This window comes from Microbispora sp. GKU 823 (assembly GCF_002027145.1).
GTDB classification, from domain to species: domain Bacteria; phylum Actinomycetota; class Actinomycetes; order Streptosporangiales; family Streptosporangiaceae; genus Microbispora; species Microbispora siamensis.
This window is the reverse complement of record NZ_MWJN01000113.1, coordinates 1-23,117: the sequence shown is the minus strand read 5'-3', so window position 1 is coordinate 23,117 and position 23,117 is coordinate 1. Positions and strand designations below refer to the sequence as shown.

Here is a 23,117-nt window from a genome sequence, read left to right as displayed (position 1 = left end):
ATTACCGAATCGGGGCAAAACGGTCGTGGTCGCCACCGGCCATCGCGGGTACGGGCTCGATGGACGACGCGTTGGACGACGAGGCGAGCGCGGCGACGCGACGGCACTCGCGGGCCGGCCCCACTCCGGGCGGCGTGACGCGGAAAGGAAGCGACCATGACCTCTGCCGTGACCTCCGCGGCGACGCCTGGGGCGGAACCGGCCCGGCTGCCGCTCATCGGCGACAGGGCGCCGGACTTCGAGGCCGAGAGCACCCACGGGCCGGTCCGGCTCGCCGACTACGCCGGGCGGTGGCTGGTGCTGTTCAGCCACCCGGCCGACTTCACCCCGGTGTGCACCACCGAGTTCGTCGCGTTCGCCGAGCTGGCGGAGGAGTTCGCCGCCAGGAACGTCGCCCTGCTCGGCAACTCGGTCGACTCCGTGCACAGCCACCTCGCCTGGACGCGGGCGATCGAGGACAGGCTCGGCGTGAAGGTCCCCTTCCCGATCATCGCCGACCTCGACACGCGGGTGTCCCGCGCGTACGGCATGCTTCACCCGAACGCGTCGGCGACGGCGGCGGTCCGCGCGGTGTTCGTGATCGACCCGGAGTCCGTCGTCCGCGCGATCCTCTACTACCCGATGAACGCGGGGCGGATGGTCCCCGAGATCCTCAGGCTCGTGGACGCGCTGCAGACGGCCGATCGCGACGGCGTCTCCTGCCCGGCCAACTGGCGGCCCGGCGACGACGTGCTGCTGGGCGCGCCGAAGACCCAGGCCGAGGTGGAGGCGAGGCTGGCCGACGAGCGGCTCAAGCTCGTCGACTGGTATCTCGCCAGCCTCCCCGGCCGCGGCGCCTGACCGTACGCCCCCGGCCGGGTTCCGGTCAGCGGGAGCGGGGCGCCGCGCGTGCGGCCGGTCCGGTTAGCGTGCGGGCCGTGGCAGGAACAGCGACATGACCACCCGCGAGGAGGCGCTGGCCCGGCTCACCGCCCCGGGCGCTCCCTTCGAGGTGCGCGTCGAGGACGTGCTCGGCGAGCCGATGGAGGTCTTCGCGCACCGGCAGCGTTCGCTCGGCGAGATCCTCCGCGCGTCGCTCCGCTTCGGCGACCGGGAGTATCTGGTGACCGGGGAGAGCCGGCTGACGTTCGCCGGGCACCACGAGGCGGTGTGTGCGCTGGCCGCGGCCCTGCGCGACGAGTACGGCGTGCGCAAGGGCGACCGGGTCGCCGTCTGCGCCGCGAACCGGCCGGAGTGGATCGTCACCTTCTGGGCGGCGGCCTCGCTCGGCGCCGTCGCCGTCGGGATGAACTCGATGTGGGCCGCCCCGGAGATCGCTCACGGCCTCGGTCTCACCGAGCCCGCCGTCCTCGTCGCCGACGCGCCGCGCCGGGCGCTCGCCGGCGAGCCCGGCATCCCGGTGCTGTCGATCGAGGACGACCTGCCGGTGCTCGTCGAGCGGCATCGGGGCGCGGCGCAGCCCGTGGAGGCCGTGGACGAGGACGACCCGGCGGTCATCCTCTTCACCAGCGGGACGACGGGACGGCCGAAGGGCGCCACCCACTCCCACCGCAACGTGATCGCCGCCGTCTGGTTCCACCTGCTGAACGACGCGGTCGCCGCGGAGACGGGCCGTCCGCAGGCGGGCCGGCGCTTCCTGCTGGTGACCCCGCTCTTCCACATCGCGGCCCTGCACAACCTCGCCGTCGTGCGCCTGGCCGTCGGCGACACCGCGGTGCTGCATCTGGGCCGCTTCGACATCGCCCGCGTGCTGCGGCTCATCGAGAAGGAGCAGGTGACGAACTGGGGCGCCGTGCCGACGATGCTCTCCCGTCTGGTCGAGCACGACCTCTCGCCGTACGACCTGACCTCGCTGCGCACGGTCTCGGTGAACAGCGCGCCCTCCTCCCCGGCGCTCAAGCAGCGGCTGCGGGAGGTGCTGCCGCGGGCCGGCGCGGCCCTCGGGACGACCTACGGCCTGACCGAGTCGTCCACGGCGGCGACGCTCGCGTCCGCCGCCGAGCTGCTGGCCGACCCGGGCACGGTCGGCGGGCCGGTGCCCACGATGCGGGTGGAGATCCGCGGGCCCGGCGGCGAGCGGGTGCCCGACGGCGTCGAGGGGGAGATCTGTCTGCGTGGCGCGCAGATGATGCTGGGCTACTGGGGCGACCCCGAGGCGACGCGGGCGGCGAGCGCCCCCGGCGGGTGGTTCCGCACGGGCGACCTCGGCCGCATCGTGGACGGCCGGCTGCACGTGTCGGGCCGGCGGTCCGACCTGATCCTGCGGGGCGGGGAGAACGTCTACCCGGCCGAGGTCGAGGACCGGATCGGTGCGCATCCGGCGGTGCGCGAGTGCGTCGTGCTGGGGGTGCCGCACCACGATCTCGGCCAGGAGGTCGCCGCCGTGGTGGTGGTGAGGCCGGGCGCGGAGGTGACCGAGCGCGAGCTGCGGGAGCACACGGCCGCCGGCCTCGCCCGATACAAGGTGCCGTCGCGCTGGACGATCAGGACCGAGCCCCTGCCCCGCAACGCCACAGGGAAGGTGAACCGCACGCAGGTGAGCGTCTGAGCGCCAAGTTCCGGTAGAACTCCTCTGTGACTCATATGGTGACAAACTGGGCGGGCAACATCGCGTTCCGGGCCGCGGCGGTCGAGCGGCCCTCCTCCGTGGAGGAGGTGCGCGCCCTGGTGGCGCGGAGCGAGAAGGCCCGCGTGCTGGGCAGCGGCCACTCCTTCAACCACATCGCGGACTCCCCGGGCGCGCTGATCTCGCTCGACGCGCTGCCGCCGGAGATCGAGATCGACGGCGCCTCGTCCACCGTGCGGGTCGCCGCGAGCGTCCGGTACGGCGAGCTGGGCCGCCGCCTGCACGACAAGGGCTACGCCCTGCCCAACCTCGCGTCCCTGCCGCACATCTCGGTGGCGGGCTCCTGCGCGACAGGCACCCACGGCTCGGGCGACGCCAACGGCGGTCTCGCCACCTCCGTACGCGCGATCGAGATGGTGACCGCCGACGGCGACCTCGTCACGCTGAGCCGCGACGTGGACGGCGACCGGTTCGCCGGGGCCGTCGTCGCGTTGGGAGCCCTCGGCGCGGTCGTCGCCATGACGCTCGACGTCGTGCCGTCGTTCGACGTCCGGCAGCGCGTGTACGAGAGCCTGCCGGCCGAGGTGCTGGACGACCAGTTCGACGCCGTCATGTCCGCCGCCTACAGCGTCAGCCTGTTCACCGACTGGCGGACCTCCCGGATCAACCAGGTCTGGGTGAAGGAGCGGGCCGGCGTGGCCGGCGCGGACCCCGCCGAGGCGGCGGCCGTGAGCGGGCTCGCGGGGGACGCCGCCGCGGGCGGCCTGGGAGGGGGCCACGGCCGCCGGAGGGCTCTACGGCGCCGAGCCGGGCGGCGGCTTCTTCGGGGCGACGCCGGCCGACGGCCCGAGGCATCCCGTGCCGGGCATGTCGGCGGTGCACTGCACGGCCCAGCTGGGCGTCCCCGGCCCCTGGTTCGAGCGCCTGCCGCACTTCCGGCCCGACTTCACCCCCAGCAGTGGCGAGGAGCTCCAGGCGGAGTACATGGTGCCCCGGCGGCACGCGGCCGCGGCGTTCCACGCCCTCGACGGGATCCGCGACCGCATCGCCCCGGTCCTGCAGATCTCCGAGATCCGCACGATCGCCGCGGACGACCTGTGGCTGAGCCCGAGCCAGGGCCGCGACACGGTGGCCTTCCACTTCACCTGGATCAAGGACGCCGCCGCCGTGACGCCCGTGCTCACCGCGATCGAGGAGTGCCTGGCGCCGTTCGACGCGCGGCCCCATTGGGGGAAGCTCTTCACCCTCCCCGCGGACGTCCTGCGCTCCCGCTACGAGCGCCTGGACGACTTCGCGGCGCTGGCGCGCCACTACGACCCGCGCGGCGTCTTCGCCAACGAGTTCGTCGAGCGGTACGTCCTCGGCTGATCGCCGGTTCGTCCCCTGATGACCGGGTAGGTCCCGGGGATCACGGGGGATGACGATGCGCATCGAGGATTACGCGCTCATCGGCGACATGCACACGGCCGCCCTGGTCGGGCGCGACGGTTCGGTGGACTGGCTGTGCCTGCCGCGCTTCGACTCCGGAGCCTGCTTCGCGGCGCTCCTGGGCGGCCGGTCGGCGGGACGCTGGCTGCTGGCCCCGGCGGGCGGGGGGATGTGCACCGGGCGCCGCTACCGCGACGGCACGCTGGTCCTGGAGACGACCTGGGACATGCCCGGCGGGTGCGTGCGGGTCCTCGATTTCATGCCGCCACGCGGGGAGGCGCCCGACCTGGTGCGGATCGTGGAGGGCGTGCGGGGCCGGGTGGAGATGCGTACGGAACTGCTGCTGCGCTTCGAATACGGCGCCGTGATCCCCTGGGTGCGGCACCGCGAGGGGGAGCTGGCCGTCGTCGCCGGCCCCAACGCCGCCTGGCTCCAGTCGCCCGTCGGGCTCACTCACGACTCCCGCCTCCGCGGGACGACCGCCTCCTTCACCGTCGCGGCGGGAGACCGGGTGCCGTTCGTCCTCACCTGGCAGCAGTCGTGGCAGGGCCGGCCGCGGCGGCTGGAGGCGGCCGAGGAGCTGGCCGCCACCGACCGGCTGTGGAAACAGTGGCTCGGCCGGTGCCGCTACCAGGGGAGGTACGGCGAGGCCGTGGGCAGCAGCCTCCTCGCGCTCAAGGCCCTCACGTACGCCCCCACCGGCGGCATCGTCGCGGCGCCCACGACCTCGCTGCCCGAGCAGATCGGCGGCCCGCGCAACTGGGACTACCGCTACAGCTGGCTGCGGGACGCGTCGTTCACCCTCCAGGCGCTGATGGGCGCGGGCTACGCGGACGAGGCGACGGCCTGGCGCGACTGGCTGCTGCGGGCCGTCGCCGGGGACCCCGCGGACCTGCAGATCATGTACACGGTCGACGGCAGCAGGCACATACCCGAGTGGACCGTCGACTGGCTGCCGGGATACGAGGGATCACGACCGGTGCGGGTCGGCAACGCCGCCTCGGGGCAGTTCCAGCTCGACGTGTACGGCGAGGTGATCGACTGCCTCTACCGGGCCAAGGAGGCGGGCCTGCGGCCGGACGTGGAGGCGTGGGACCTGCAGTACGCGCTCATGGAGTATCTGGAGGGGGCGTGGCGGGAGCCCGACAACGGGCTGTGGGAGGTGCGCGGCCCGCGCCGCGACTTCGTCCACTCCAAGATCTTCGCCTGGGTGGCGGCGGACCGCATGGTCCGCTCGGTGGAGAAGCTGGGACAGGACGGCCCCGCCCGCCGCTGGCGCGCGCTGCGCGAGGAGATCCACCGCGACGTGTGCGCGCGCGGCTACGACCCCGACCGCAACACCTTCACCCAGTTCTACGGGTCGAAGGGCCTCGACGCCGCGCTGCTGCTCATTCCCCGGCTCGGCTTCCTGCCCCTGGACGACCCTCGCGTGGTGGGCACCGTCGACGCGGTGTGCCGCGAACTGACGGAGGACGGCCTCGTCCTGCGCTACCGGCCCGAGGCCGACGACGTGGACGAACTGCCGGGCGAGGGCGTCTTCATCGCCTGCTCCTTCTGGCTCGCCCACGCGCTCGCGCTGATCGGCCGCCGCGACCGGGCGCGGCGCCTGTTCGAGCGCCTGCTGTCCCTGCGCAACGACGTCGGCCTGCTGTCGGAGGAGTACGACGTCCGCGAGGGGCGCCAGTCCGGCAACTTCCCCCAGGCCTACAGTCACGTCTCCATCGTGAACGCGGCCCGGGCCCTGGCCGCGCCGGGAACATCTGGCTGACAGATGTCCTCCATCTGTTTCCCGCGCATCTCGCGACCTCCCCTCCGCCACCTGCGGCGTTGGATGATGCAAGCGAGGGGTCCGGGTCTTCGGCCCGGCCGTCTGGGAGAAGAGGTGACGCGACATGGTGCGACCAGGTCTGGCCCGCCGCCCGGACGTGACGGAGCTGCGCCAGACGTACGACCGCGCGGGATCGACCGCTCCCGCGCAGGTCATGGACGGGGTGACGTTCCTCGCCGGGCTCTACCTCGCCATCTCGCCGTGGATCGTGGGGTTCAGCGGTTTCGGCGGCCTGGCGATCAACAACCTGATCGTCGGGCTGACGGTCGCGGCGCTCGCGATGAGCTGCGCGTCCGCCTTCGGCCGCACGTACGGCATGAGCTGGGTGACGCCGGTGCTGGGCGTCTGGACGATCATCGCGCCGTGGGTGATCCGCGGCCGGCCGGCGACCACCGCGACCATCTGGGACAACGTGGTCACCGGGGCGATCATCTTCCTGTTCGGCCTCGGCGCGCTGGCGTTCGCCGCCAACTACCGGCAGCACCAGCACGGCGGCACGCGGCGGGGGGTCGGCGCACCGGGCGGCGAGTGGTAGCCGCCGCGCCTGCGCGGGCTGGGCCGAGAACGGCGTACGGCACAGCCCGCGCCGACGGAGGTCAGGCGGCGTACACCTGCCGTCCTGCGACGTACGTGAGCGCCGCGCGGGCCGCCGCGATCTCCTCCACGGGCGCGCGAACGGGTCGCGGTCCAGGACGACCAGGTCGGCGAGCATGCCCGGGGCGATTGTCCCGGTCTCGTCGAGGTGGTTCACCCGGGCCGAGCCCGCGGTGTAGGCGGTGAGCGCGGTCGCCAGGTCGAGCGCCTGACCCGGCAGGAAGGGCGTGGTGCCGCTCTCCCTGGCCCGGTTGACCGCCACGTGGATGCCCCAGATCGGGTCGGGGCTGCTCACCGGCCAGTCGCTGCCCATGGCGAGCGGCGCGCCGGCCTGATGCAGGGCGCCGAACGGGTACTGCCACGCCGCCCGCTCCTCGCCCAGGTAGGGAATGGTCAGCTCGTCCATCTGCGGCTCGTGGCAGGCCCAGAACGGCTGCATGTTGGCGGTGACGCCCTCCTCGGCGAACCGGGGCACGTCCTGCGGGCGGACGACCTGGATGTGGGCGACGTGGTGGCGGTTGCCCGACGGGCCGTTGGCGGCGCGCGCGGCGGCGACCGCGTCGAGCGCGGCGGTGACCGCCCGGTCGCCGATGGCGTGGAAGTGGACCTGGAAGCCCTCGGCGTCCAGCATCGTCACGTAGCGGGGGAGCTCGGCGTAGTCCACGAAGCCGATCCCGCGGTTGCCCGTGACGCAGCCGCACCCGTCGAGGTACGGCTCGTGCATGGCGGCCGTGAAGTTCTCCGCCACGCCGTCCAGCATGATCTTGACGCTCGCGGCGGCGAAACCGCCCTCGGCGGTCCGGCGGCCGATCAGGTCGGGGATCTGCTCGGCGCCGCGCTCGCGGTCCCACCACAGCGCGCCCCGGACCCGGGCGGTGAGGCGCCCCGATCCGGCCACGTCGAGGTAGACGGGTGTGACGTCGCGGTGCCCGGCGTAGTCGCCGAGGATCGCGTCCTGCCACGCCGTGATGCCCAGCGAGTGCAGGTGCGCCTGGGCGACCAGCAGGGCCTCGACGTAGTCCTCGTGCGAGGTCTCCGGCAGGTGCGGCTCGACCAGCGCCATCGCGCCCTCGTGCAGGGTGCCGGTCGGCTCGCCGTCCGCGTCGCGCTCGATGCGCCCGCTGGCCGGGTCGGGGGTGTCGCGGGTGATCCCGGCCACGCGCAGCGCCGCCGAGTTCACCCACGCGCTGTGGTGGTCCCGGTTGGGCAGGAACACCGGGCGGCCGGGCACGATCGCGTCGAGGTCCTCCTTCACCGGGGTCCCGCCGGGGAAGGCGTCCATCGACCAGCCGCCGCCCGTGATCCACTCGTCGTCCGGGCGGGCGGCGGCGTAGGCGGCGACGGCGTCCAGGTAGCCCCGGCGGTCGGAGATCCCGGACAGGTCGCAGCGCAGCCGTTCCAGGCCGCCCATCACCGGGTGCGCGTGCGCGTCCTGGAAGCCGGGCGCGAGCAGCCGGCCCGCCAGGTCCACGACCTCGGTCCCGGGCCCGCGCAGGTCGCGTACGTCATGGTCGTCGCCGACGGCGACGACACGGCCGTCCCGTACGGCCACCGCCCGCGCTCGCGGTGCGGCGGGGTCGGCGGTGAAGACGTGGCCGTTCACGAACAGCAGGTCCGCGTGCATCTGTCGTCGTCCTCTCAGCTCTTGAAGTCCGTCCAGACCTTGTCGTAAAGATCCAGGGCGGTCTGGGAGCACGGCGGCACGGGCTGCGCGAGCGCGGCCTTGTCCGCGGGCGCGCTGATCGCCGGATCCTTCGCGAGCTCCTTGTCCATGTACGCGTCCGAGCCGGTCACGGCGTTGGCGTAGCCCACGAAGTTGGTCGCCTCGGCGGCGTTCTTCGGGTCGAGCATCCAGTTGATGAAGATCTTGGCGTTGTCGACGTTGCGCGCCCCCTTGGGGACGGCGAAGTTGTCCTGCCACAGCGGCAGCCCTCGGAGGGGTAGACCCAGGTGATGCCCTTGTTCTTCACCGAGGCCCGGTGGAAGGCGCCGTTCCACATCATGGCCAGCGTGGTCTCGCCCGACGTCATCCGGTCGATCTGGCCGTCGGAGCTGATCACCTTGAGCTTGCCCTTGACCCCGGAGAGCAGCGCCTGCACCTTCTGGTAGTCGGCCGGCGTCTCGCTGCACGGTTTGGCGCCGACGGCGCGCAGCGCCGCGGCGACCACCTCGTTGGAGTCGTTCAGTATGCCCATGTTGCCGCTCGCGCCGGCCGGCGGGTTGAAGAACTCCGCCCAGCTGGTGACCTTGCCGCCGACCTTCGCCTCGTCGACCGCGATGCCCGTGGTGCCGTGCATGTAGGGGGCGGTGAACTTGCGCCCCTGGTCGAAGTACACGTCCTTGAACTCGGGCTGGATGTTCTTGCCGTTGGGGAAGGTGTCGGTGTCGATCTCCTGCAGCAGGCCGAGCTGGACCATCTGCTGCACCATGTAGTCGCTCGGCACGATCACGTCGTAGCCGGTGCCGCCGGCCTGCAGCTTGGCCAGCAGCCCCTCGTTGGACTCGAAGGTGTCCAGGTGCACCTTGATCCCGGTCTCGGACTCGAAGCGCTTGAGCAGGTCGGGGGAGATGTAGTCGGTCCAGTTGTAGAGGTTCAGCTCGCCGCTCCCCTTGGCGGGGAACGCCGCCGATCCGCCGGCCGAGGAGCCGGAGTCCGAGCCGGAGGCGGCGGCGCCGGTCGAGCCGCCGCCGCAGGCGGCGAGCGCGAGCACGCCCGCTCCGAGAAGGGCCGTGAGGGGGAGGAGCCGGTGCTTCGAAACCATGTGCGGTCAGCCTCTCTTGCGGCCGGCGAAGTACGCCGCCGCGAGAACGAGCAGGGAGACGAGGAGGATCAGGGTGGACAGCGCGTTGACGGCCGGGGTGATGCCGACGCGGAGCATGCCGTAGATGTAGATCGGGAGCGTGGTGGTGCCCGGTCCGGCGACGAAGAAGGTGATCAGGAAGTCGTCGAGGGAGACGATGAAGGCCATCAGCGCCCCGGCGACGATGCCGGGGGCCAGCAGCGGGAGGGTGACCCGGCGGAACACCCGCCAGGGCGAGGCGCCGAGGTCGGCGGCGGCCTCGAACACCCGCTGGTCCATGTCGGCCAGCCGGGCCCGGATCGGCAGCAGCGCGAACGGCACGCAGAACGCGATGTGCGCGAGGGTCACGGTCGTCATGCCCAGCGGCACGTCGAGGAAGGCGAACATCGCCAGCGTCGCGACCGCGAGCACGATCTCCGGCAGCACCAGCGGCGCGCCGGCGACCAGCATGACCGCCCCCCGCGCCGTACGGCGCAGCGCGGCCAGGCCGAGGGCGATGCCGATGGCCAGCACGACCGAGCAGACCGTGGCGACGGCCGCGACCTGGAGCGAGGTCAGCGTCGCGTTCCTGATGTCGGCGTTGGCCACCACGTCGCCGAACCAGTGGAGGCTGAAGCCCTCCCAGATCGTGGCGATCCTGCCGGTGTTGAACGCGTACACCACGACGACGAGCAGGGGGAGGTAGAGGAAGACCAGCAGCAGGACAGAGACGGTGCCGAAGGCGGGGAAGCGCCGCAGGTCGACGCGTCGCGTACGGTTCACATCAGGCTCACCTTCTGGCCGCCGCGGCGACCCGCCAGCGCGAACCCCATGAGGGTCAGCAGGGTGAGGACCAGCAGGGCGACCGCCACGGCCGAGCCGAGCGGCCAGTTGCGGGAGGCGCCGAACTGCTGCTCGATGAGGTTGCCGATCATCAGCGACTTGCCGCCGCCCAGCAGTTGCGGCTGGAGGAACGCGCCGAGCGACGGGATGAAGACCAGCACGACCCCGGCGACGAGCCCGGGCCGTACGGCCGGGTAGACGACCCGCCGCAGCACGGTCAGCCGCCGGGCGCCCAGGTCGTAGGCCGCCTCGGCCAGGCGGAAGTCGAACTTCTCCGCGCTGGAGTAGACCGGCAGGATCATGAACGGCAGCGACACGTAGACCAGCCCGACGGCGGTCGCGAACGGCGTGTAGAGCAGTCCGATCGGCGTGCCGAGCAGGCCGCTGACGGGCCCGTTGTCGTTGAGGATCAGCACCCAGGCGTACGTCCGCACGAGCGTGTTGGTCCAGAACGGGATCGTCACGGCGAAGACGAGCAGCGCCCGCGTGCGCGGCGACCTGGTGGCCATCCACACCGCCATCGGGAAGGCGAGGACGGCGCAGCAGACGGTCGTGAGCGCGGCGAGCCAGATCGACTGCCAGAACACGCCGATGTAGCGGGGGTCGAAGATCTTCGAGCCGTCGAGCTGCGTGTCGAACAGCAGCCGGACGTAGGAGTCGACGGAGAACGGCCCGGCGACGCCCACGCCGAACATGCCGCGCGACATGAACGAGTAGGCCACGACGATGACCAGCGGAGCGCCGACCAGGGCCAGCAGGAAGAGCGTGCCCGGCAGCACCGAGGACCGGGCGCCCTGCCCGGCCGGCCGGTGGACGCGGCGGGCTCCTGAGGAGGACGCGCGCCCCGGCCGGGTCCTTGCGGTCCCGGGCGCGGCCGAGGCGGCCAGGCCGTCTGCCGGGTCGTCCGCCGGGGGCTGCGCGGTCCCCGGCGTGAGCGGAGTCACGGGATCCGTCACGAAGCCACCGCCCAGCCGCGGCCCGGCAGCACGTCCAGGCCGACCCGTGTGCCGGGTTCGGGGAACGCGGCGCCCACCGGCAGCCGCACCACGACCTGCTCGCCGCCGGCGAGTTCGGCGCCGACGCGCACGTCGCTGCCGACGTAGACGGACTCGCGTACGACGCCGTGCAGCGGGGCGTCCGCACCCCCGATCACCAGATGTTCCGGGCGCAGGGCGATCGTCACCTCGCCTCCGCCGCCGCCCGTGTCGCCCGCGCCGCTCACTCTGTCGGCGGGGAGCACGTCGCCGCCCCTGAGCCGGAAACCGGCGTCGGTGCGCTCGGCGGACAGGAAGCTGGTCTCGCCGATGAAGTCGGCGACGAACCTGTTGGCCGGCCGCTCGTAGACCTCCTGCGGCGTGCCGACCTGCGCGACGGTGCCCTCCTGGAACACCGCGAGCCGGTCGCCGAGCGAGATGGCCTCCTCCTGGTCGTGGGTGACGAAGACGAAGGTCACCCCCGTCGTCTGCTGGATCCGTTTCAGCTCCGTCTGCATGCCACGGCGCAGCTTGAGGTCGAGCGCGGCGAGCGGCTCGTCGAGCAGCAGCACCTCGGGCCGCTTGGCGAGCGCCCGGGCGAGGGCGACGCGCTGCTGCTGGCCGCCGGACAGCTGGGCGGGCCTGCGCCTGCCGTGCTCCGGCAGGCGTACCAGTTCCAGCGCCTCGGCCACGAGCGGGGCCGCCTCCTTGCGGCTCATCCCCTCCATCTCCAGGCCGAAGGAGACGTTCTCGGCGACGGTGAGGTGGGGGAACAGCGCGTAACTCTGGAAGACGGTGTTGACCCGGCGCTTGTACGGCGGAAGCACGTCCAGCCGCTCGGAGCCGAGCCAGACCTCGCCCTCGTCCGGGTACTCGAGACCGGCGATCGTACGCAGGAGCGTGGTCTTGCCGCATCCCGAGGGGCCCAGCAGGACGAAGAACTCCGCGGGCTCGATCGCGAGGGAGACGTCGTCGAGCGCCGTGACGATCCCGCCCTCCGGTGCGGGGAAGCGGCGCGTGACTCCCTTGATCCGAAGCCCGTCATGAGACGCCGCTGAAGTCATGGGCGACCTCCGAAAGAGCAGCTGAGCGGCCTCGGCAGAGGGCGGGCCGCAATGGGGTGGGGAAAGAGAAGCACGACGTAAACGGCGTTGTCAACGGTGATGACAACGCTTCTTGTGTTGTGAAGAATGTGTCGCGACGATCACGTCTCACTGAGGAGAATGTGCTCATGCCCCCACGCCGTACCGTCGCGCTCTCCCAGGAGCTGATCGTCACCGCCTGTCTCGAACTCGTCGAAAGCGGCGGCCCGGGCGCCCTGACGTTCCGCAACATCGGCCGGCGTCTCGGCGTGGACGCGACGGCGGTCTACCGGCACTTCCGGGACAAGGACGACCTCGTGCGGGCGCTGGCCGACCGGCTGTACGAGGAGGCGCTGGCCGGGTTCGCCCCCGGGGAGGACTGGCTGGACACGCTGCGGGACGCGGCCATGCGCGTCTACCGGGCCTTCGCCGGCCACCCCCAGGCCGCGGTGCTGGCGGCCAGCCGGTCGACCCGGCGCGAGGCCGAGATAAACGCCATCGAGGTGCTGCTCGACGCGCTGCGCCAGGGGGGGCTTCGAACCGCCGGAGGCCGCACGGTACGAGCGCGCTCTCGGCGACCACGTCCTGGCCTGGGCGGCCTTCGAGGCGTCGTTCGTGATGCTTCCGCCGGAGGTGCGCGAGGGCGACGCCGGGGCGCCGCTGGTCTACGCGGCGCAGAGCCGGGAGCGCTATCCGCGGCTCGCCGAGTGCGCCCCCCACCTGCCGCCCGTCACGGTCCCCCAGTTCGAGACCGCGCTGGAGATCTTCCTCGTCGGCCTGCGCACGCTCGCCCCCGAACGGCCCTCCGACACAGAGCCCGTCACCCCAGGGCCCGTCACGCCGGAGCCCATCGGCACGGAGCCCGCCGGCCAGGGCTGAGCCGCCGCGTCACGGCCCGCCGCCGGATGTCGGTGGCGGGCGGTAGCGTGTCGCGTCGTGCCCCCCTCTGCGCTCTGCTGTCTTGCAGGCCACCAGCGGAACTCCATTTGTCCGCTGCACAGCGCGAAAAGGGGACGACACAAGATCGGGTGGCGGGCTAGGGTGGCGGGCCAAGGGGCGGCTCCTGGACGTGCTTCCTTCTCGATCTTCGAAATCGCTTTAGCGCGTCCGTTCTCCGCCCCGTCTCACTTTTCCGGTGCCTGTCCGATCGCTCGTACGCAGGGAGGATGCCCGTGGACCGGCTGGCGGAGCTGCTGCTGCGGCAGCGGCTGGTCGCCCCCGACCTTCTCGTTTCCGCCGTCGAGCGGGAAGCCGTCCCGGGCCCTGAGGGCTCGGGCCGTTCGTCGCGCTCGTCCCGCCTGAGCCGGCCTCTCGCCACCGTTGCCGACGGGGTGGTCGCGCTGGAGGCGGACCTGCTCCAGCTCGGGCACGTGCTGAGCGCGCCGCTGCGGGTCCGGCTGGCCGAGCTGGACGCCGGGGAGCTGGGGCAGGCGGGCCGCAGACTGGTCTCCGCCCTGTCGGCCCAGCTGGGCGGGCGCGTCGTGCACGCGCCGCTGTTCCGCCGCTTCCCGGAGTCGGTCCCCGCCGACACGGTGGACCTGTTCGTCCGCAGGGTGTTCTCCGTGCTGCTCCAGCGGCCGGAGCAGCCGTGCGTGCTGTGCGGGGAGATGGCCGCCGTCCACCCGGTGTCCCCGTGTGCGCACCTGGTCTGCCGCGCGTGCTGGGACGGCGCGGACTACAGCGCCTGCCCGATCTGCCACCGCCGGATCGACCCCGGTGATCCCTTCCTGCGCCCGGCCGACGACGTCTACGCCCCGGCCGTCAGGTGGAACGGCCGGGTGCCGGAGACACTGACCCTGCTCGGGCTGTGCGACGATCCGGCCGCCCGGGCCCGCGACCTGCTGGGTCCGCTGCTGTCCCGGCAGGCGGCGCCGCGCGCGGAGGACAGGGCGGTCGTGGCCGAGATCGTCGATCGCTTCTGGCCCGAGTCGGCCGGCTGGCTCCCCGAGCGGATCCCGGCCCGCGAGACCCGCGCCGTCGTCCTGGCCTCGGCCGTACGGCACGGCGACCTGGGCCTGCTCACCCGGCACGCCGACACGGCGACCGACGTGCTGCGGCTGCTCCACGCACTCATGGGCGGCGACCCCGGGTTGCGCGCCCGCCTCCCGCGCCGCACGAGCCTGCCCCGGCCGGTGCGTCGCGCGCTGCTCGCCGTGCTGGACCGGCAGGCGCTGCCGTATTTGATCGAGGACCTGCACCGCTACCCGGCGTAGTGGCGGCATATGGCGGAGGTGCTGCACCCGCACGAGTTCCACCGGCGCCACCCGGACGCGGCCCTGGCGTTCGCCGTGCTGCGCGGCACCCCGCTGCCGGAAGGCACGCCGATGGCGGACGTCCTGCTGGAGCGCGCGGCGGCCCACGGGGACCTGCTGTCGTTCGACGGCGTACGGCTGCGCGCCCGCACCTTCGCGGGGCGGTTCGAGGCCGCGCTGCGGACAGATCCCCGCGAGGCACTCGCCCTGCTCGCGCGCCGGCCGGGAGAGCTGCTGCGGCGCACCGCCGATCTCGCCCGCCGCCTGCCCGCCGCCGATCTGGCCGAGGCCCTGCGCGCCGCCGCGCCGCACGTCTCCCCCGCCGTGCTGATCGCCACCCTGGGGCAGTTGCGTACGCCACCGGGCGGGACCCGCATGTTCCTCCCGCGCGGGGGAGCGGCGCGGATCTGGGCCGAGCCCCGACACCCGCGAGAAGCTTGCCCCCGAGACCGTGGCCGCCCTGACCGCCGTACTGACCGGCGAGATGCTGCGCCGGGCCGCCGCGCTGCCGCCCGTCGGGACCGCGCTGCTGGACGAGGAGCTGGACGACCTGCTCGCGCCGGAGGCCGAGCGGTCCGCCTCGGCCTCGCTGGTACGGCTGCCGCGCGGCAGCGTCCGGCCGCTACCGCGCGGCGAGCGCATCCGGCTGTTCCTGCATTGGGCGGAGCCCTCGGATCGCGTGGTCGACCTGGACCTGTCGGTGGCGGTGTTCGACGCGCGGTGGGAGTTCGTCGGGCTGTGCGACTACACGAACCTGCGGCTCGGCGCGAGCGCCGCCGTCCACTCCGGGGATCTGACCTCCGCGCCCGAGCCGCTGGGCGCGTCGGAGTTCGTGGATCTCGACGTGGCCGCGCTGCGCGCGACCGGCGGCCGGTACGTGGTGCCCATCGTGTTCAGTTACAACGACGTGCCGTTCGACGAACTGGCCCGCGGTTTCGCCGGATTCATGGACGATCCGGACGGCCTGTTCGACCCGCTCGCCGTACGGCAGCGCTTCGACCTGACCGGCCCGGCCAAGATCCTCGTCCCGCTCGTCGCCGACCTCTGGTCGCGCACGATGCGCTGGGTGGACCTCAACGTGTCCGCGTTCGCCGGGTTCCACGACGTGTACGAACACGAGGAGCAAATCGCCCGTCTGGGCGCGGCGGCCGAGGACGCCTACGGCCTCGGCGAGCGCGTCACCCTGTGGGAGGTCGCCTGCTGGCACGCCGCCGCCCGCGCCCGCGAGGTCGTCGTACGGCACCGCGACGGCGCCGTGAGCCGGCACGCGCGTCGTCCCGGCGAAGACGCCGCCGCCTTCGCGTCCCGCCTCGGCGTACGGCACGCGGCCGGCCCCGCTGCGGAGGCCGGCGCGGCGGAAGCGGGTCTCGCCGTGGTGCTGGAGGACGACGTGCGGGTGAGCGAGGGGGCACAGGTCTACGCCCTGCATCCTGCCCGTCTCGACCCCGCCCTGATCCGCTCACTCGACGCCTGCGACCTCGTCGGCATGCTCGCCCCGGCGGCGCGCTGACCCCGCCGGAGATAACCGTTTGCGCGCTCACGGACCCGCGTGGGAAAGTGAGCGCGCTTCACACAGATCACAGCGAAGGAACGAAGCCTATGTTCTCGGCGTCCCACAGTGGCCGCCGTCGGCACTGACCGGTACGCCTCCCGCGTCATCGGTTCACTGCCCTCACCGTCTCACGGCGGCCCCACGTGACGGTGCCCTGTGCACCTTCTCCATCCCCGTCCGGGATGGCTTTCCCGTGCGAGTTCACCCCTCCGCGCCGAGCGATGGGCGAACCGCTCCACCTTGTCGTTCGTGAGGTCGATATCACCGTGGGCATCGATGTCCAGAGTTTCGCCGTGGCCAACCTTCGCCGCCGTCCCGAAGTCGTCGAGATCGGGGGCTTCGTCCTCGGCGTCGAGCCCGGCACCACCAGCCCGTACGTCAACTACGCGACACCCCTGCCCGGCGCCAGGCTGGGCGGACGGGACGTCGCGGCGCTGATCGGGCGTTCCGCGAGCGCGGGCTCAAGCCCCGGCTCGAGTTCGCCCCGGACGCCGCGCCCGCCGTGGAGCCCGCGCTCCGCGAGGCGGGGTTCACCGTCGAGGCGGTGCACGACTATCTCGTCTGCACCCCGGCCACGCTGACGCCGCCGCCGGCCGTCCTCCCTGTGGAGGCGCCGGCCACGGACGAGGACTACGTGGCGATCGACGCCGCCCTGTCCGAGGCGTTCGGCGGCGAGTTCGCCGCGTCGCCGGAGGGCGCGGCCCGGCTGCGCCGTACGGAGGAGAACGGCGGCGCGGTCCGGTTCGTCCGGGCGCCCGGCGGCGGCTGCGCCGGGGCGGCCATGTGCTCCGCTCCGGCCGTGGAGACGTCGGAACTCGCCGGGGTCGGCACCCGCCCCGGCTTCCGCGGACGGGGCATCGCCGCCGCGGTCACCGCCACGCTCGCCGAGACGATGCTCGCCAGGGGAGCACGGTCGGTGTGGCTGGAGTACGGCGGCGAGGGATCGCGCCGGGTCTACGAACGCGTGGGCTTCCGGCCAGGGGGCACTCGCCTGTACATGTCGCTCGAAGCCTGACGACCGCGGACCGCCGGCCGTCCGCGCCCTGCCCTCACCCTGGGCGGCGCCGCGCGGCGGCGACGAGGCGGGATCAGGCGGGAAGGGACCGGCGGGTGGCCGACGCGAGCCCGGGCGGCGCCGCGGCCAGGGCCTTGTGGATGGCCTCGACCAGGGCGAGCGCCGCCTCCTCGGTGAGCTCGATCGCGACCCGGGCCGACGGGCCCTCGGCCGGGTTGGTGAGGTCGATGTTCACCGTGTGCTCCTGGCACGCGTGGTAAGGATGGTCGACGTAGACCATGCCGTCGGTGACCGTGAACCAGCCCGACGCCCCCTTGGCGGCGCCGTCGATCCGGATCTTCTCGGTGAGATAGGTGCACATCCCTGTTCTCCTCAGGCGGCGAGGTGGCGGCTGAAGAAACCGAAGACCTTCTTCCAGCCCTCCACCGCGGCGGCGGGCCGGTACGCGGGGCGGTCCACGGAGAAGAACCCGTGCCCGGCGTCGGGGAAGACGTGGAACTCGTGTTCCTTGCCGAGTTTGTCCAGCTCCGCGGAGAGCACTGCCACCTCGTCCGGCGAGGGGAACCTGTCGTCCGCGCCGAAGAGCCCGAGCAGCGGGCAGGACAGGTCGCCGGCCCGGGAGATCAGCGGTTCGGCCTTGAGCGGGGATTCGGCGGGCGGCGCGGTGACCACGAAGGCCCCGTAACAGTCGACGGCCGCGTCGATCCGGAGCGAGCAGGCGGCCAGGAACGTCTGCCGCCCACCCGAGCAGTAGCCGATCACTCCGATCTTGCCGTTGGCGTGCTCCAGGCCCTTGAGGTACGCCGCGGCGCCGGCGACGTCCCCGACGAGCTGCTCGTCGGGGACGCCCCCCTTGGCCCGGGCCGCGGCGGCCTGGTCGTCCGGGCTGACCCCGGCGCCCTCCCGGGAGTACAGGTTGGGGCAGATCGCCGCGTAGCCGTGCGCGGCGAACCTGCGGACGATCTCCTTGGTGGCCTCGTCGTAGCCGGGCAGGTGGTGGATGACCACGACCCCGCCGTAGGGGCCGGAGCCGAGCGGCCGGGCCGCGTACGCTTCGAGTTCGGCCCCTTCGTGCCCGGTCACGGCGACCGTACCGGCCCACATCGCGTCCGTCATAAGAAAGTCCCTTTTCCCTGTGGCGACCAGCAGTTAGCTTGGCTAACTAAGCTAGCCGCCCGGTAATGATCCGATGAATACGGCAGTGCCGCGGCCGGCGAGCGGCGCGGCGTCGCCGTCATCGCGGGCGGGGTGTTCAACAGCGGCATCCTTGCCGCCTCTGACCCCTTGCCGAGTGTGTGGGCGCATGTGCCGTACGACGCTGTGTGGCGTATCTCACCGCGGGCGGCCCGCGACCGTGAGGACCTGCGGAAGCACGGAACGGCTGCGACCAGAATGATGCCCTTTGCCGGGTTTTTGGTCGTGTCACACTTGTTATCTACTAAGCTTCCCGATGTCTCGCCGGTGTGCGGTCCTCAACCCGAGGACGACCGGCGACCGCCGAATCCCGGAAGTCATCGATCCCGGGAACCGGGGACCCACGTCTCTTGGGGTGAATCCGGACCATCCGGTAGGGCTACTCCTGGCCCGAACCCGTCAGCTAACCCGGTAGGCGGCCAAGGAGAGGAGAGCGCGTGGAGTGTCGGCTCCACCTGCCCACCCGGTCCGCGTCGCGTCGCCGGACCACATGCCCGCCCTGGAACGTCTCCAGGCTTCCGGGGTGATGGCGCGCCCGTGACGGGCTGCCACATCTCCCGTTTCTGATTCCGCCCCGCCGCGGCCGTGTCCCCGGCCGGTCATGCCGTCATGCCGTCACGCCCCGCGGGCCGGTTCGTCATGTCTCGAAGCGCGCCATGAGGAGCCTCCGATTTCCACCGATCCGATTGCTCGACAGCTGCTCGACGCCGTCCGCCCCGAACTGGGCTACCGCGAACGAGCCGGAAAACACACGAAGTTCGGCAAGTGGTACGCCGACAACGTCGCCAAGGACCCCGATTTCACGACCGCTCCCTGGTGCGACATGTTCGTCTCCTGGGCGGCGGACCGGGCCGGGGTGCAGGACCACGTCGGCGAGTTCGCGCTGACCACGCGGCACGCCAAGTGGTTCAAGGAGCACCACGCCTGGAGCGGCAAGCCCGAGCCGGGCGCCGTGGTCTTCTTCGCCTGGTCGGGGTCGAAGAAGATCCGCGACATCGACCACGTCGGCATCGTCGAGAAGGTCGTCGGCGGGAAGGTCCACACGATCGAGGGCAACGTCGACGGCGTGTGGCTCAAGCGCAAGGTGCGCGACAAAAGCAAGATCGTCGGGTACGGCCTGCCGCGCAAGGTCAAGGTGACGCCGAAGGCGCCGGTGACGATCCAGCCCGTGGCGGCCGTGCATGCGAGCGTTCAGGGCGCGGGGCCCACCACCAGGAACATGGCGGCCACCCAGGGGCAGTCGCTCGACCTCGTGTGGTCGCCCGGCGACGCCGTCCTGCCGGCCGGTCTGCTGTTCGCGGTGGTCTCCACCGCCGTGACCGGACTGCGGTTCAAGGCCGCGGCGGCGACGTCCGGCGGACGGCACCGCAAGCGTGGGTGACCTCCCGCCGCCTTCCCGGATCTGCGGGTGTCGCGTTGCCGGCTCCGGCCATCGCGGCGGCCTCATCCCAGGAGGCTCTTCATCTCCCTGATCTCGGCCGACTGGCTGGAGACGATGGACGCCGCCATCCGCCGGGCCGGCTCGTAGACCCCGGTGCGCAGTTCGTCGCGCGCCATGGCGACGGCGCCTTCGTGGTGCCGGATCATCATCGTGAGGAAGGCCCGGTCGAAGGCGCGTCCTGACAGCCGTTCGAGACGCCGCATGTCCTCGGGGGACATCATTCCGGGCATGGCGTGGTGCGCCGGCCCGGGGCTCCCGCCGGGCGCCGGCTCGCCCCAGGCCGTGAGCCAGCCGCTCATCGTCCGGATCTCGGGAGCCTGCGCGGCCTCGATCCGCCGGGCGAGCCGCGCGACCCGGGGATCCGCCGCGCGGCCCTCGGCCAGCCTCCCCATCTCCACCGCCTGACGATGATGCGGGATCATCATCCGGGCGAACATGACGTCCTGGTCGTTGTGGTCGGCCGCCGGCGTCGTAGCGGCAGGCCCGGCCAGCGCGGTGAACGCGGTGAGCGCGGGCGGCGAAGAAGCCGTCCCGGCCCAGGCGGCGGAGCCGTACGCGCCGGCCACGCCGACCAGCAGATCGGCCGTCAGCAGGGCCACCGGCAGAACACGTCCCCTCATCGGCCAACACCTCCTCGGTCCCGCCGCCCTGCCCGCAGTGCCGATGGCGGCGACCATCCCCGGGCAGCCGCCGCCCCGTCGGCTTGTCGTACCCCGTCCCGCGGAACCTTCCCGTCAGCCCTGAACGTGATCTGAGCGGGGCCGGTCAGCACTGGCCGTCGGCGAGCACCCAGTAGTCCGGGCCGGTCTGGCGCAGCGCGTGCGTGGTGAAGGTGTTCCACAGGCCCATCGCGTCGTTCGAGCCCTTCGCGTAGGTGTAGCCGCCGGACTGGTACGCCCGTCCCGCCGTGGTGTGGGCGTAGTTGCTGGCCCGTACGCAGGTGCCCGTCGGCGGGGCAGTGGGTGTGGCACTGGGCGAGGGGCTGGGCGTGACGGTGGGCGTGGCGGTGGGGCTGGGCTGGGCGCCGCCGTCGAGGCCGAAGAAGAGGGCGTCGTGGTAGGCCGAGCAGATCGTGTCGAGGAAGTACGCCGCGGTGGCGCCGCACTGGTCGGCGGCGCCGCCGGGATCGACAGGAAGGCCGTGGCCCATGCCGCTGATCTCGTAGAGGCGCACGTCGTCGCCGCCGTACACCTTGAGCGTGGTGCCGCCGGTGAGCGACCGGGTGGAGGTGGGGGTCTGGGAGACGCCCCGCACGTTCGTCCACTGGTCGCGCAACTGGGCGCCGTTGGCGGGGACGACCGTGTAGTCGGACTGGCCCTGCCAGACGGCCACCCGCGGGTACGGCCCCGCGTAGCCGGGGTAGGCGTTGCGCACCAGGTCACCCCACTGCTGCGGGGTCCTGCTCGTCGGGCCGTACTGGCAGCCGGACGCCTCGGTCAGGCTGCTCGCGCAGCGGTAGGCGAGGCCGGCGGCGATCGATCCGGCGGCGAACACGTCCGGGTACGTCGCCAGCATGACGGCGGACATCGCCCCGCCCGCCGACAAGCCGGACACGTAGACCCGTGAGGGATCGGTCCCGTAGTTGGCGACCGCGTACGCGACCATGGCGCGGATGGACGCGGCCTCGCCCTGCCCCCTCGTGGTGTCGCCGGTCTGGAACCAGTTGAAGCAGCTCGACGAGTTGTTGGCGCTGGAGGTCTGCGGCAGCACCAGGGCGAAGCCCCACTGGTCGGCGTACTTGCGCCACCCCGAGTCGGCGAAGTAGCCGCTCGCGTTCTGCGTGCAGCCGTGCAGGAGCACCACGAGCGGCCGGCCGCCGGGCAGGCCGTCCGGACGGTAGGCGTACATCGCCAGGTTGCCGGGGTTGGATCCGAACGAGCCGACCTGCACCAGCGAGGCGGCCGCGCGGGCGGGGTGATCAGGGCCGTGCCGAGCAGGCCGGCCAGGACGAGCAGGAGGATCGCGAGGGTTCGGGCCGCTCGCGGCGGCCGGGCGGGGAAGGACGTGACCATGGGGGCTCCTCGGATGACCTGGGCACCGATCCTTTCCGCGCACGGTAGGACTCCGGCCGTCCTCCCGACATGGTCCCCGGGCACACTTTTCCCCGTCCTGTCATGGCGTCGTCAGCGCGGACAGAGGTCCGCTCAGCGGTCACCTCTGAGGCGTGTCGCCGCCGACCGCCGCGTTACGGCGATGTGAAGCTGGGCATCTCGCGCTACGCGGGCCGCCGACAGGCGGACAGCCAACCGCGAGCAGGGTCTAAAGTTGACTCGGCGAGTTCGAGCGGAAGAGGCGTTCATGGCACGAGGCGACACCGGACCTGACTTCATCGAGGCGCTCGCGCGCGGCCTCGATGTCATCAGGGCGTTCCAGCCGGCGCGCCCGGTGATGTCCCTGACCGAGGTGGCGGCGGCGACCGGTCTGGCCCGGCCCACCGCGCGGCGCATCCTGCTCACGCTGCAGGAGCTGGGGTACGCCCGCTCGGCGCAGGGCGGCTTCGCCCTGACCCCGCGGGTGCTCGAACTCGGCGTCTCCTACGTCCGCTCGATGGGCCTGTGGGAGGTGGCCCGGCCGCACCTGGAACGGCTGGTCGCCCAGACGCACGAGTCGTCGTCCATCGCCCAGCTCGACGGGTCCGACATCGTGTACGTCGCCCGGGTGGCCGTGCCCAAGATCGTCGCCCTCTCGGTGCAGATCGGGACGCGGTTCCCCGCGCTGCAGACGTCTCTGGGCAAGGTGCTGCTGGCCGCGCTGCGGCCGGACGAGCTGGAGCGGGTGCTGGCCGAGCCGAGCCGGTCGGGCATCGAGCCGCGGTGGCGGCCCGATCCGCGGGAGCGCGACGCCATGCTGCGCGAGGTGCGGGCCAAGGGCTGGGCGCTGACCGACGAGCAGCTCGCCCTCGGGATCCGGTCGGTGGCCGCGCCGCTGCGCGACGGCTCCGGCACCGTCATCGCGGCCGTGAACGTCAACAGCCACGCCGCCGAGACCTCGCTGGAGAAGCTGACCGAGGAGTATCTGCCGCTGCTGCTGAAGACCGCCGGCGCGATCAGCGCCGACTGGGCGCTCTACGAGTCGGTCCCGCAGGTCACGCCTCCTAGGAACCGGCGTAGGAATCCGCGGGTCACGGGCTCCTAGGAGGCCGTCCCGGGGGTCAGGACGATCCTGCCGGAGGCGGTTCCGGCCGCCTGACGCCGCCAGGCGGCCCCGGCCTCCTCCAGCGGGACCCTCTCGCAGGCGACGGCCAGCCGCCCCCGCGCCGCCTGCTGGGCGACGAAGACGATCGAGGCGGCCCGCTGCTCGGGGGTCAGCTCGTTGTTGGTGTATCCCAGCAGCCGCAGCGATCTGCTGCGCAGTGTGGAGGAGTCGATCGGGCAGGTCTCGTCCGCCGACGAGCCGAGGTTGACCCACCGGCCTCCCTGGCGCAGGGCACGGGCCGCGGCGGCCGCCGCCGGGCCGAAGAGCGGGTCGAGCACGAGGTCGGCGGGCCCGTCGCAGGCCTCGGCGAAGCGGGCGGCCAGCGCGGCGACGTCGGTGGTGTCGAGCGCCACCACGGCGTCCGCGCCGCCGC

Annotated in this window: 21 protein-coding genes, 4 pseudogenes and 1 riboswitch; of the genes and pseudogenes, 13 read left to right on the top strand and 12 right to left on the bottom strand. The window is 72.7% G+C overall.

The features are described from left to right. The first annotated feature begins 156 nt into the window (after positions 1–156). The 3 genes and pseudogenes from B1L11_RS37490 to B1L11_RS48995 form a co-directional block, all read left to right on the top strand. Positions 157–840: a peroxiredoxin gene (locus tag B1L11_RS37490; protein ID WP_079320004.1), complete on the top strand. Its 684-nt coding sequence runs from the start codon at positions 157–159 to the stop codon at positions 838–840. A 94-nt stretch (positions 841–934) separates the two neighbouring features. Further along, entirely contained in the window at positions 935–2,548 is a 1,614-nt protein-coding gene (locus B1L11_RS37485) for a class I adenylate-forming enzyme family protein (RefSeq protein WP_079320003.1), read from the top strand. A gap of 35 nt (positions 2,549–2,583) precedes the next feature. Next, a pseudogene (locus tag B1L11_RS48995) lies at positions 2,584–2,955 on the top strand (FAD-binding protein); the annotation flags it as partial. On the opposite strand, the gene B1L11_RS52935 reads toward B1L11_RS48995, so the two are convergent. Further along, positions 2,859–3,179, bottom strand: coding sequence for a hypothetical protein (locus B1L11_RS52935; RefSeq protein WP_079320001.1), 321 nt, complete (start codon positions 3,177–3,179; stop codon positions 2,859–2,861). The pseudogene B1L11_RS48995 and the gene B1L11_RS52935 overlap by 97 nt on opposite strands. A 254-nt stretch (positions 3,180–3,433) precedes the next feature. Here B1L11_RS52935 and B1L11_RS37470 point away from each other — a divergent pair, with 254 nt between their 5' ends. From B1L11_RS37470 to B1L11_RS55515, 3 genes are all read left to right on the top strand, one after another. After that, entirely contained in the window at positions 3,434–3,934 is a 501-nt protein-coding gene (locus tag B1L11_RS37470; protein ID WP_079320011.1) for a D-arabinono-1,4-lactone oxidase, read from the top strand. Positions 3,935–3,983: 49 nt separating this feature from the next. Beyond that, the gene (locus B1L11_RS37465) at positions 3,984–5,762 is read left to right on the top strand and encodes a glycoside hydrolase family 15 protein (RefSeq protein ID WP_079320000.1); all 1,779 of its coding nucleotides are present in this window, start codon (positions 3,984–3,986) and stop codon (positions 5,760–5,762) included. A 124-nt stretch (positions 5,763–5,886) separates the two neighbouring features. Next, positions 5,887–6,357, top strand: coding sequence for an SPW repeat protein (locus tag B1L11_RS55515; RefSeq protein ID WP_079319999.1), 471 nt, complete (start codon positions 5,887–5,889; stop codon positions 6,355–6,357). Positions 6,358–6,546: 189 nt separating this feature from the next. Here the strand turns inward: B1L11_RS55515 and B1L11_RS37455 are convergent. The 5 genes and pseudogenes from B1L11_RS37455 to B1L11_RS55510 form a co-directional block, all read right to left on the bottom strand. Further along, a pseudogene (locus B1L11_RS37455) lies at positions 6,547–8,040 on the bottom strand (amidohydrolase); the annotation flags it as partial. A 14-nt stretch (positions 8,041–8,054) separates the two neighbouring features. After that, a pseudogene (locus B1L11_RS37445) lies at positions 8,055–9,178 on the bottom strand (extracellular solute-binding protein). Positions 9,179–9,184: 6 nt separating this feature from the next. Beyond that, positions 9,185–9,979 carry an ABC transporter permease gene (locus B1L11_RS37440; RefSeq protein WP_079319996.1) on the bottom strand — a complete coding sequence of 265 codons (795 nt, stop codon included), beginning with the start codon at positions 9,977–9,979 and terminating at the stop codon, positions 9,185–9,187. After that, positions 9,976–10,995, bottom strand: a complete 1,020-nt coding sequence (locus B1L11_RS37435; protein WP_218671546.1) for an ABC transporter permease — start codon at positions 10,993–10,995, stop codon at positions 9,976–9,978. The genes B1L11_RS37440 and B1L11_RS37435 overlap by 4 nt, the downstream gene beginning before the upstream one ends. Further along, the gene (locus B1L11_RS55510; protein WP_079319995.1) at positions 10,992–12,077 is read right to left on the bottom strand and encodes an ABC transporter ATP-binding protein; all 1,086 of its coding nucleotides are present in this window, start codon (positions 12,075–12,077) and stop codon (positions 10,992–10,994) included. Before B1L11_RS55510 ends, B1L11_RS37435 begins: the two co-directional genes overlap by 4 nt. A gap of 167 nt (positions 12,078–12,244) precedes the next feature. Between B1L11_RS55510 and B1L11_RS55505 the strand changes: the two are divergent. The 3 genes and pseudogenes from B1L11_RS55505 to B1L11_RS52915 form a co-directional block, all read left to right on the top strand. Beyond that, positions 12,245–12,412, top strand: a pseudogene (locus tag B1L11_RS55505) (helix-turn-helix domain-containing protein); the annotation flags it as partial. A gap of 298 nt (positions 12,413–12,710) precedes the next feature. After that, positions 12,711–12,974 (top strand): hypothetical protein, encoded by a 264-nt coding sequence (locus B1L11_RS52920; RefSeq protein WP_256863228.1) that lies wholly within the window; start codon positions 12,711–12,713, stop codon positions 12,972–12,974. A 293-nt stretch (positions 12,975–13,267) separates the two neighbouring features. Then, positions 13,268–14,308 carry an RING finger family 4 domain-containing protein gene (locus B1L11_RS52915; protein ID WP_256863227.1) on the top strand — a complete coding sequence of 347 codons (1,041 nt, stop codon included), beginning with the start codon at positions 13,268–13,270 and terminating at the stop codon, positions 14,306–14,308. Here the strand turns inward: B1L11_RS52915 and B1L11_RS52910 are convergent. Beyond that, positions 14,296–14,724, bottom strand: coding sequence for a hypothetical protein (locus tag B1L11_RS52910; protein ID WP_256863226.1), 429 nt, complete (start codon positions 14,722–14,724; stop codon positions 14,296–14,298). The genes B1L11_RS52915 and B1L11_RS52910 overlap by 13 nt on opposite strands. 74 nt (positions 14,725–14,798) lie before the next feature. Between B1L11_RS52910 and B1L11_RS52905 the strand changes: the two genes are divergently transcribed. Both B1L11_RS52905 and B1L11_RS37415 read left to right on the top strand, forming a co-directional pair. After that, the gene (locus tag B1L11_RS52905; protein ID WP_256863225.1) at positions 14,799–15,857 is read left to right on the top strand and encodes a TerD family protein; all 1,059 of its coding nucleotides are present in this window, start codon (positions 14,799–14,801) and stop codon (positions 15,855–15,857) included. Positions 15,858–16,401: 544 nt separating this feature from the next. Continuing rightward, the gene (locus tag B1L11_RS37415) at positions 16,402–16,914 is read left to right on the top strand and encodes a GNAT family N-acetyltransferase (protein WP_218671545.1); all 513 of its coding nucleotides are present in this window, start codon (positions 16,402–16,404) and stop codon (positions 16,912–16,914) included. A 73-nt stretch (positions 16,915–16,987) separates the two neighbouring features. On the opposite strand, the gene B1L11_RS37410 is transcribed toward B1L11_RS37415, so the two are convergent. Continuing rightward, positions 16,988–17,275, bottom strand: coding sequence for a DUF6295 family protein (locus B1L11_RS37410; RefSeq protein ID WP_079319993.1), 288 nt, complete (start codon positions 17,273–17,275; stop codon positions 16,988–16,990). Positions 17,276–17,286: 11 nt separating this feature from the next. Then, positions 17,287–18,030, bottom strand: coding sequence for a dienelactone hydrolase family protein (locus tag B1L11_RS37405; protein ID WP_079319992.1), 744 nt, complete (start codon positions 18,028–18,030; stop codon positions 17,287–17,289). Positions 18,031–18,399: 369 nt separating this feature from the next. Next, a riboswitch (cyclic di-AMP (ydaO/yuaA leader) is annotated at positions 18,400–18,542 on the top strand. A gap of 167 nt (positions 18,543–18,709) precedes the next feature. On the opposite strand from B1L11_RS37405, the gene B1L11_RS37400 reads away from it, so the two are divergent. Then, the gene (locus B1L11_RS37400) at positions 18,710–19,489 is read left to right on the top strand and encodes a CHAP domain-containing protein (RefSeq protein ID WP_079319991.1); all 780 of its coding nucleotides are present in this window, start codon (positions 18,710–18,712) and stop codon (positions 19,487–19,489) included. A 62-nt stretch (positions 19,490–19,551) separates the two neighbouring features. Here B1L11_RS37400 and B1L11_RS37395 read toward each other — a convergent pair whose 3' ends face one another. Both B1L11_RS37395 and B1L11_RS37390 read right to left on the bottom strand, forming a co-directional pair. Further along, positions 19,552–20,169 (bottom strand): DUF305 domain-containing protein, encoded by a 618-nt coding sequence (locus tag B1L11_RS37395; protein WP_079319990.1) that lies wholly within the window; start codon positions 20,167–20,169, stop codon positions 19,552–19,554. A gap of 145 nt (positions 20,170–20,314) precedes the next feature. Continuing rightward, complete coding sequence (locus B1L11_RS37390) at positions 20,315–21,439, bottom strand: PHB depolymerase family esterase (RefSeq protein ID WP_256863224.1); 1,125 nt, start codon at positions 21,437–21,439, stop codon at positions 20,315–20,317. 408 nt (positions 21,440–21,847) lie between these two features. Here B1L11_RS37390 and B1L11_RS37385 point away from each other — a divergent pair, with 408 nt between their 5' ends. After that, positions 21,848–22,684: an IclR family transcriptional regulator C-terminal domain-containing protein gene (locus tag B1L11_RS37385; RefSeq protein ID WP_079319989.1), complete on the top strand. Its 837-nt coding sequence runs from the start codon at positions 21,848–21,850 to the stop codon at positions 22,682–22,684. Here B1L11_RS37385 and B1L11_RS37380 read toward each other — a convergent pair. After that, on the bottom strand, positions 22,681–23,117 hold a 437-nt coding region (locus B1L11_RS37380), incomplete at its 5' end, for a zinc-binding dehydrogenase (protein ID WP_143737831.1). The two genes, B1L11_RS37385 and B1L11_RS37380, sit on opposite strands and share 4 nt — an antisense overlap.

Bases quoted from the DNA above. Each gene is read 5' to 3' on its own strand.
- B1L11_RS37490 (WP_079320004.1), top strand. From the start codon at position 157: ATGACCTCTGCCGTGACCTCCGCGGCGACGCCTGGGGCGGAACCGGCC.
- B1L11_RS37485 (WP_079320003.1), top strand. From the start codon at position 935: ATGACCACCCGCGAGGAGGCGCTGGCCCGGCTCACCGCCCCGGGCGCT.
- B1L11_RS52935 (WP_079320001.1), bottom strand. From the start codon at position 3,179: ATGACGGCGTCGAACTGGTCGTCCAGCACCTCGGCCGGCAGGCTCTCG.
- B1L11_RS37470 (WP_079320011.1), top strand. From the start codon at position 3,434: ATGTCGGCGGTGCACTGCACGGCCCAGCTGGGCGTCCCCGGCCCCTGG.
- B1L11_RS37465 (WP_079320000.1), top strand. From the start codon at position 3,984: ATGACGATGCGCATCGAGGATTACGCGCTCATCGGCGACATGCACACG.
- B1L11_RS55515 (WP_079319999.1), top strand. From the start codon at position 5,887: ATGGTGCGACCAGGTCTGGCCCGCCGCCCGGACGTGACGGAGCTGCGC.
- B1L11_RS55510 (WP_079319995.1), bottom strand. From the start codon at position 12,077: ATGACTTCAGCGGCGTCTCATGACGGGCTTCGGATCAAGGGAGTCACG.
- B1L11_RS52910 (WP_256863226.1), bottom strand. From the start codon at position 14,724: ATGCGGGTCCCGCCCGGTGGCGTACGCAACTGCCCCAGGGTGGCGATC.
- B1L11_RS37410 (WP_079319993.1), bottom strand. From the start codon at position 17,275: ATGTGCACCTATCTCACCGAGAAGATCCGGATCGACGGCGCCGCCAAG.
- B1L11_RS37405 (WP_079319992.1), bottom strand. From the start codon at position 18,030: ATGACGGACGCGATGTGGGCCGGTACGGTCGCCGTGACCGGGCACGAA.
- B1L11_RS37400 (WP_079319991.1), top strand. From the start codon at position 18,710: ATGCCGTCATGCCGTCACGCCCCGCGGGCCGGTTCGTCATGTCTCGAA.
- B1L11_RS37395 (WP_079319990.1), bottom strand. From the start codon at position 20,169: ATGAGGGGACGTGTTCTGCCGGTGGCCCTGCTGACGGCCGATCTGCTG.
- B1L11_RS37385 (WP_079319989.1), top strand. From the start codon at position 21,848: ATGGCACGAGGCGACACCGGACCTGACTTCATCGAGGCGCTCGCGCGC.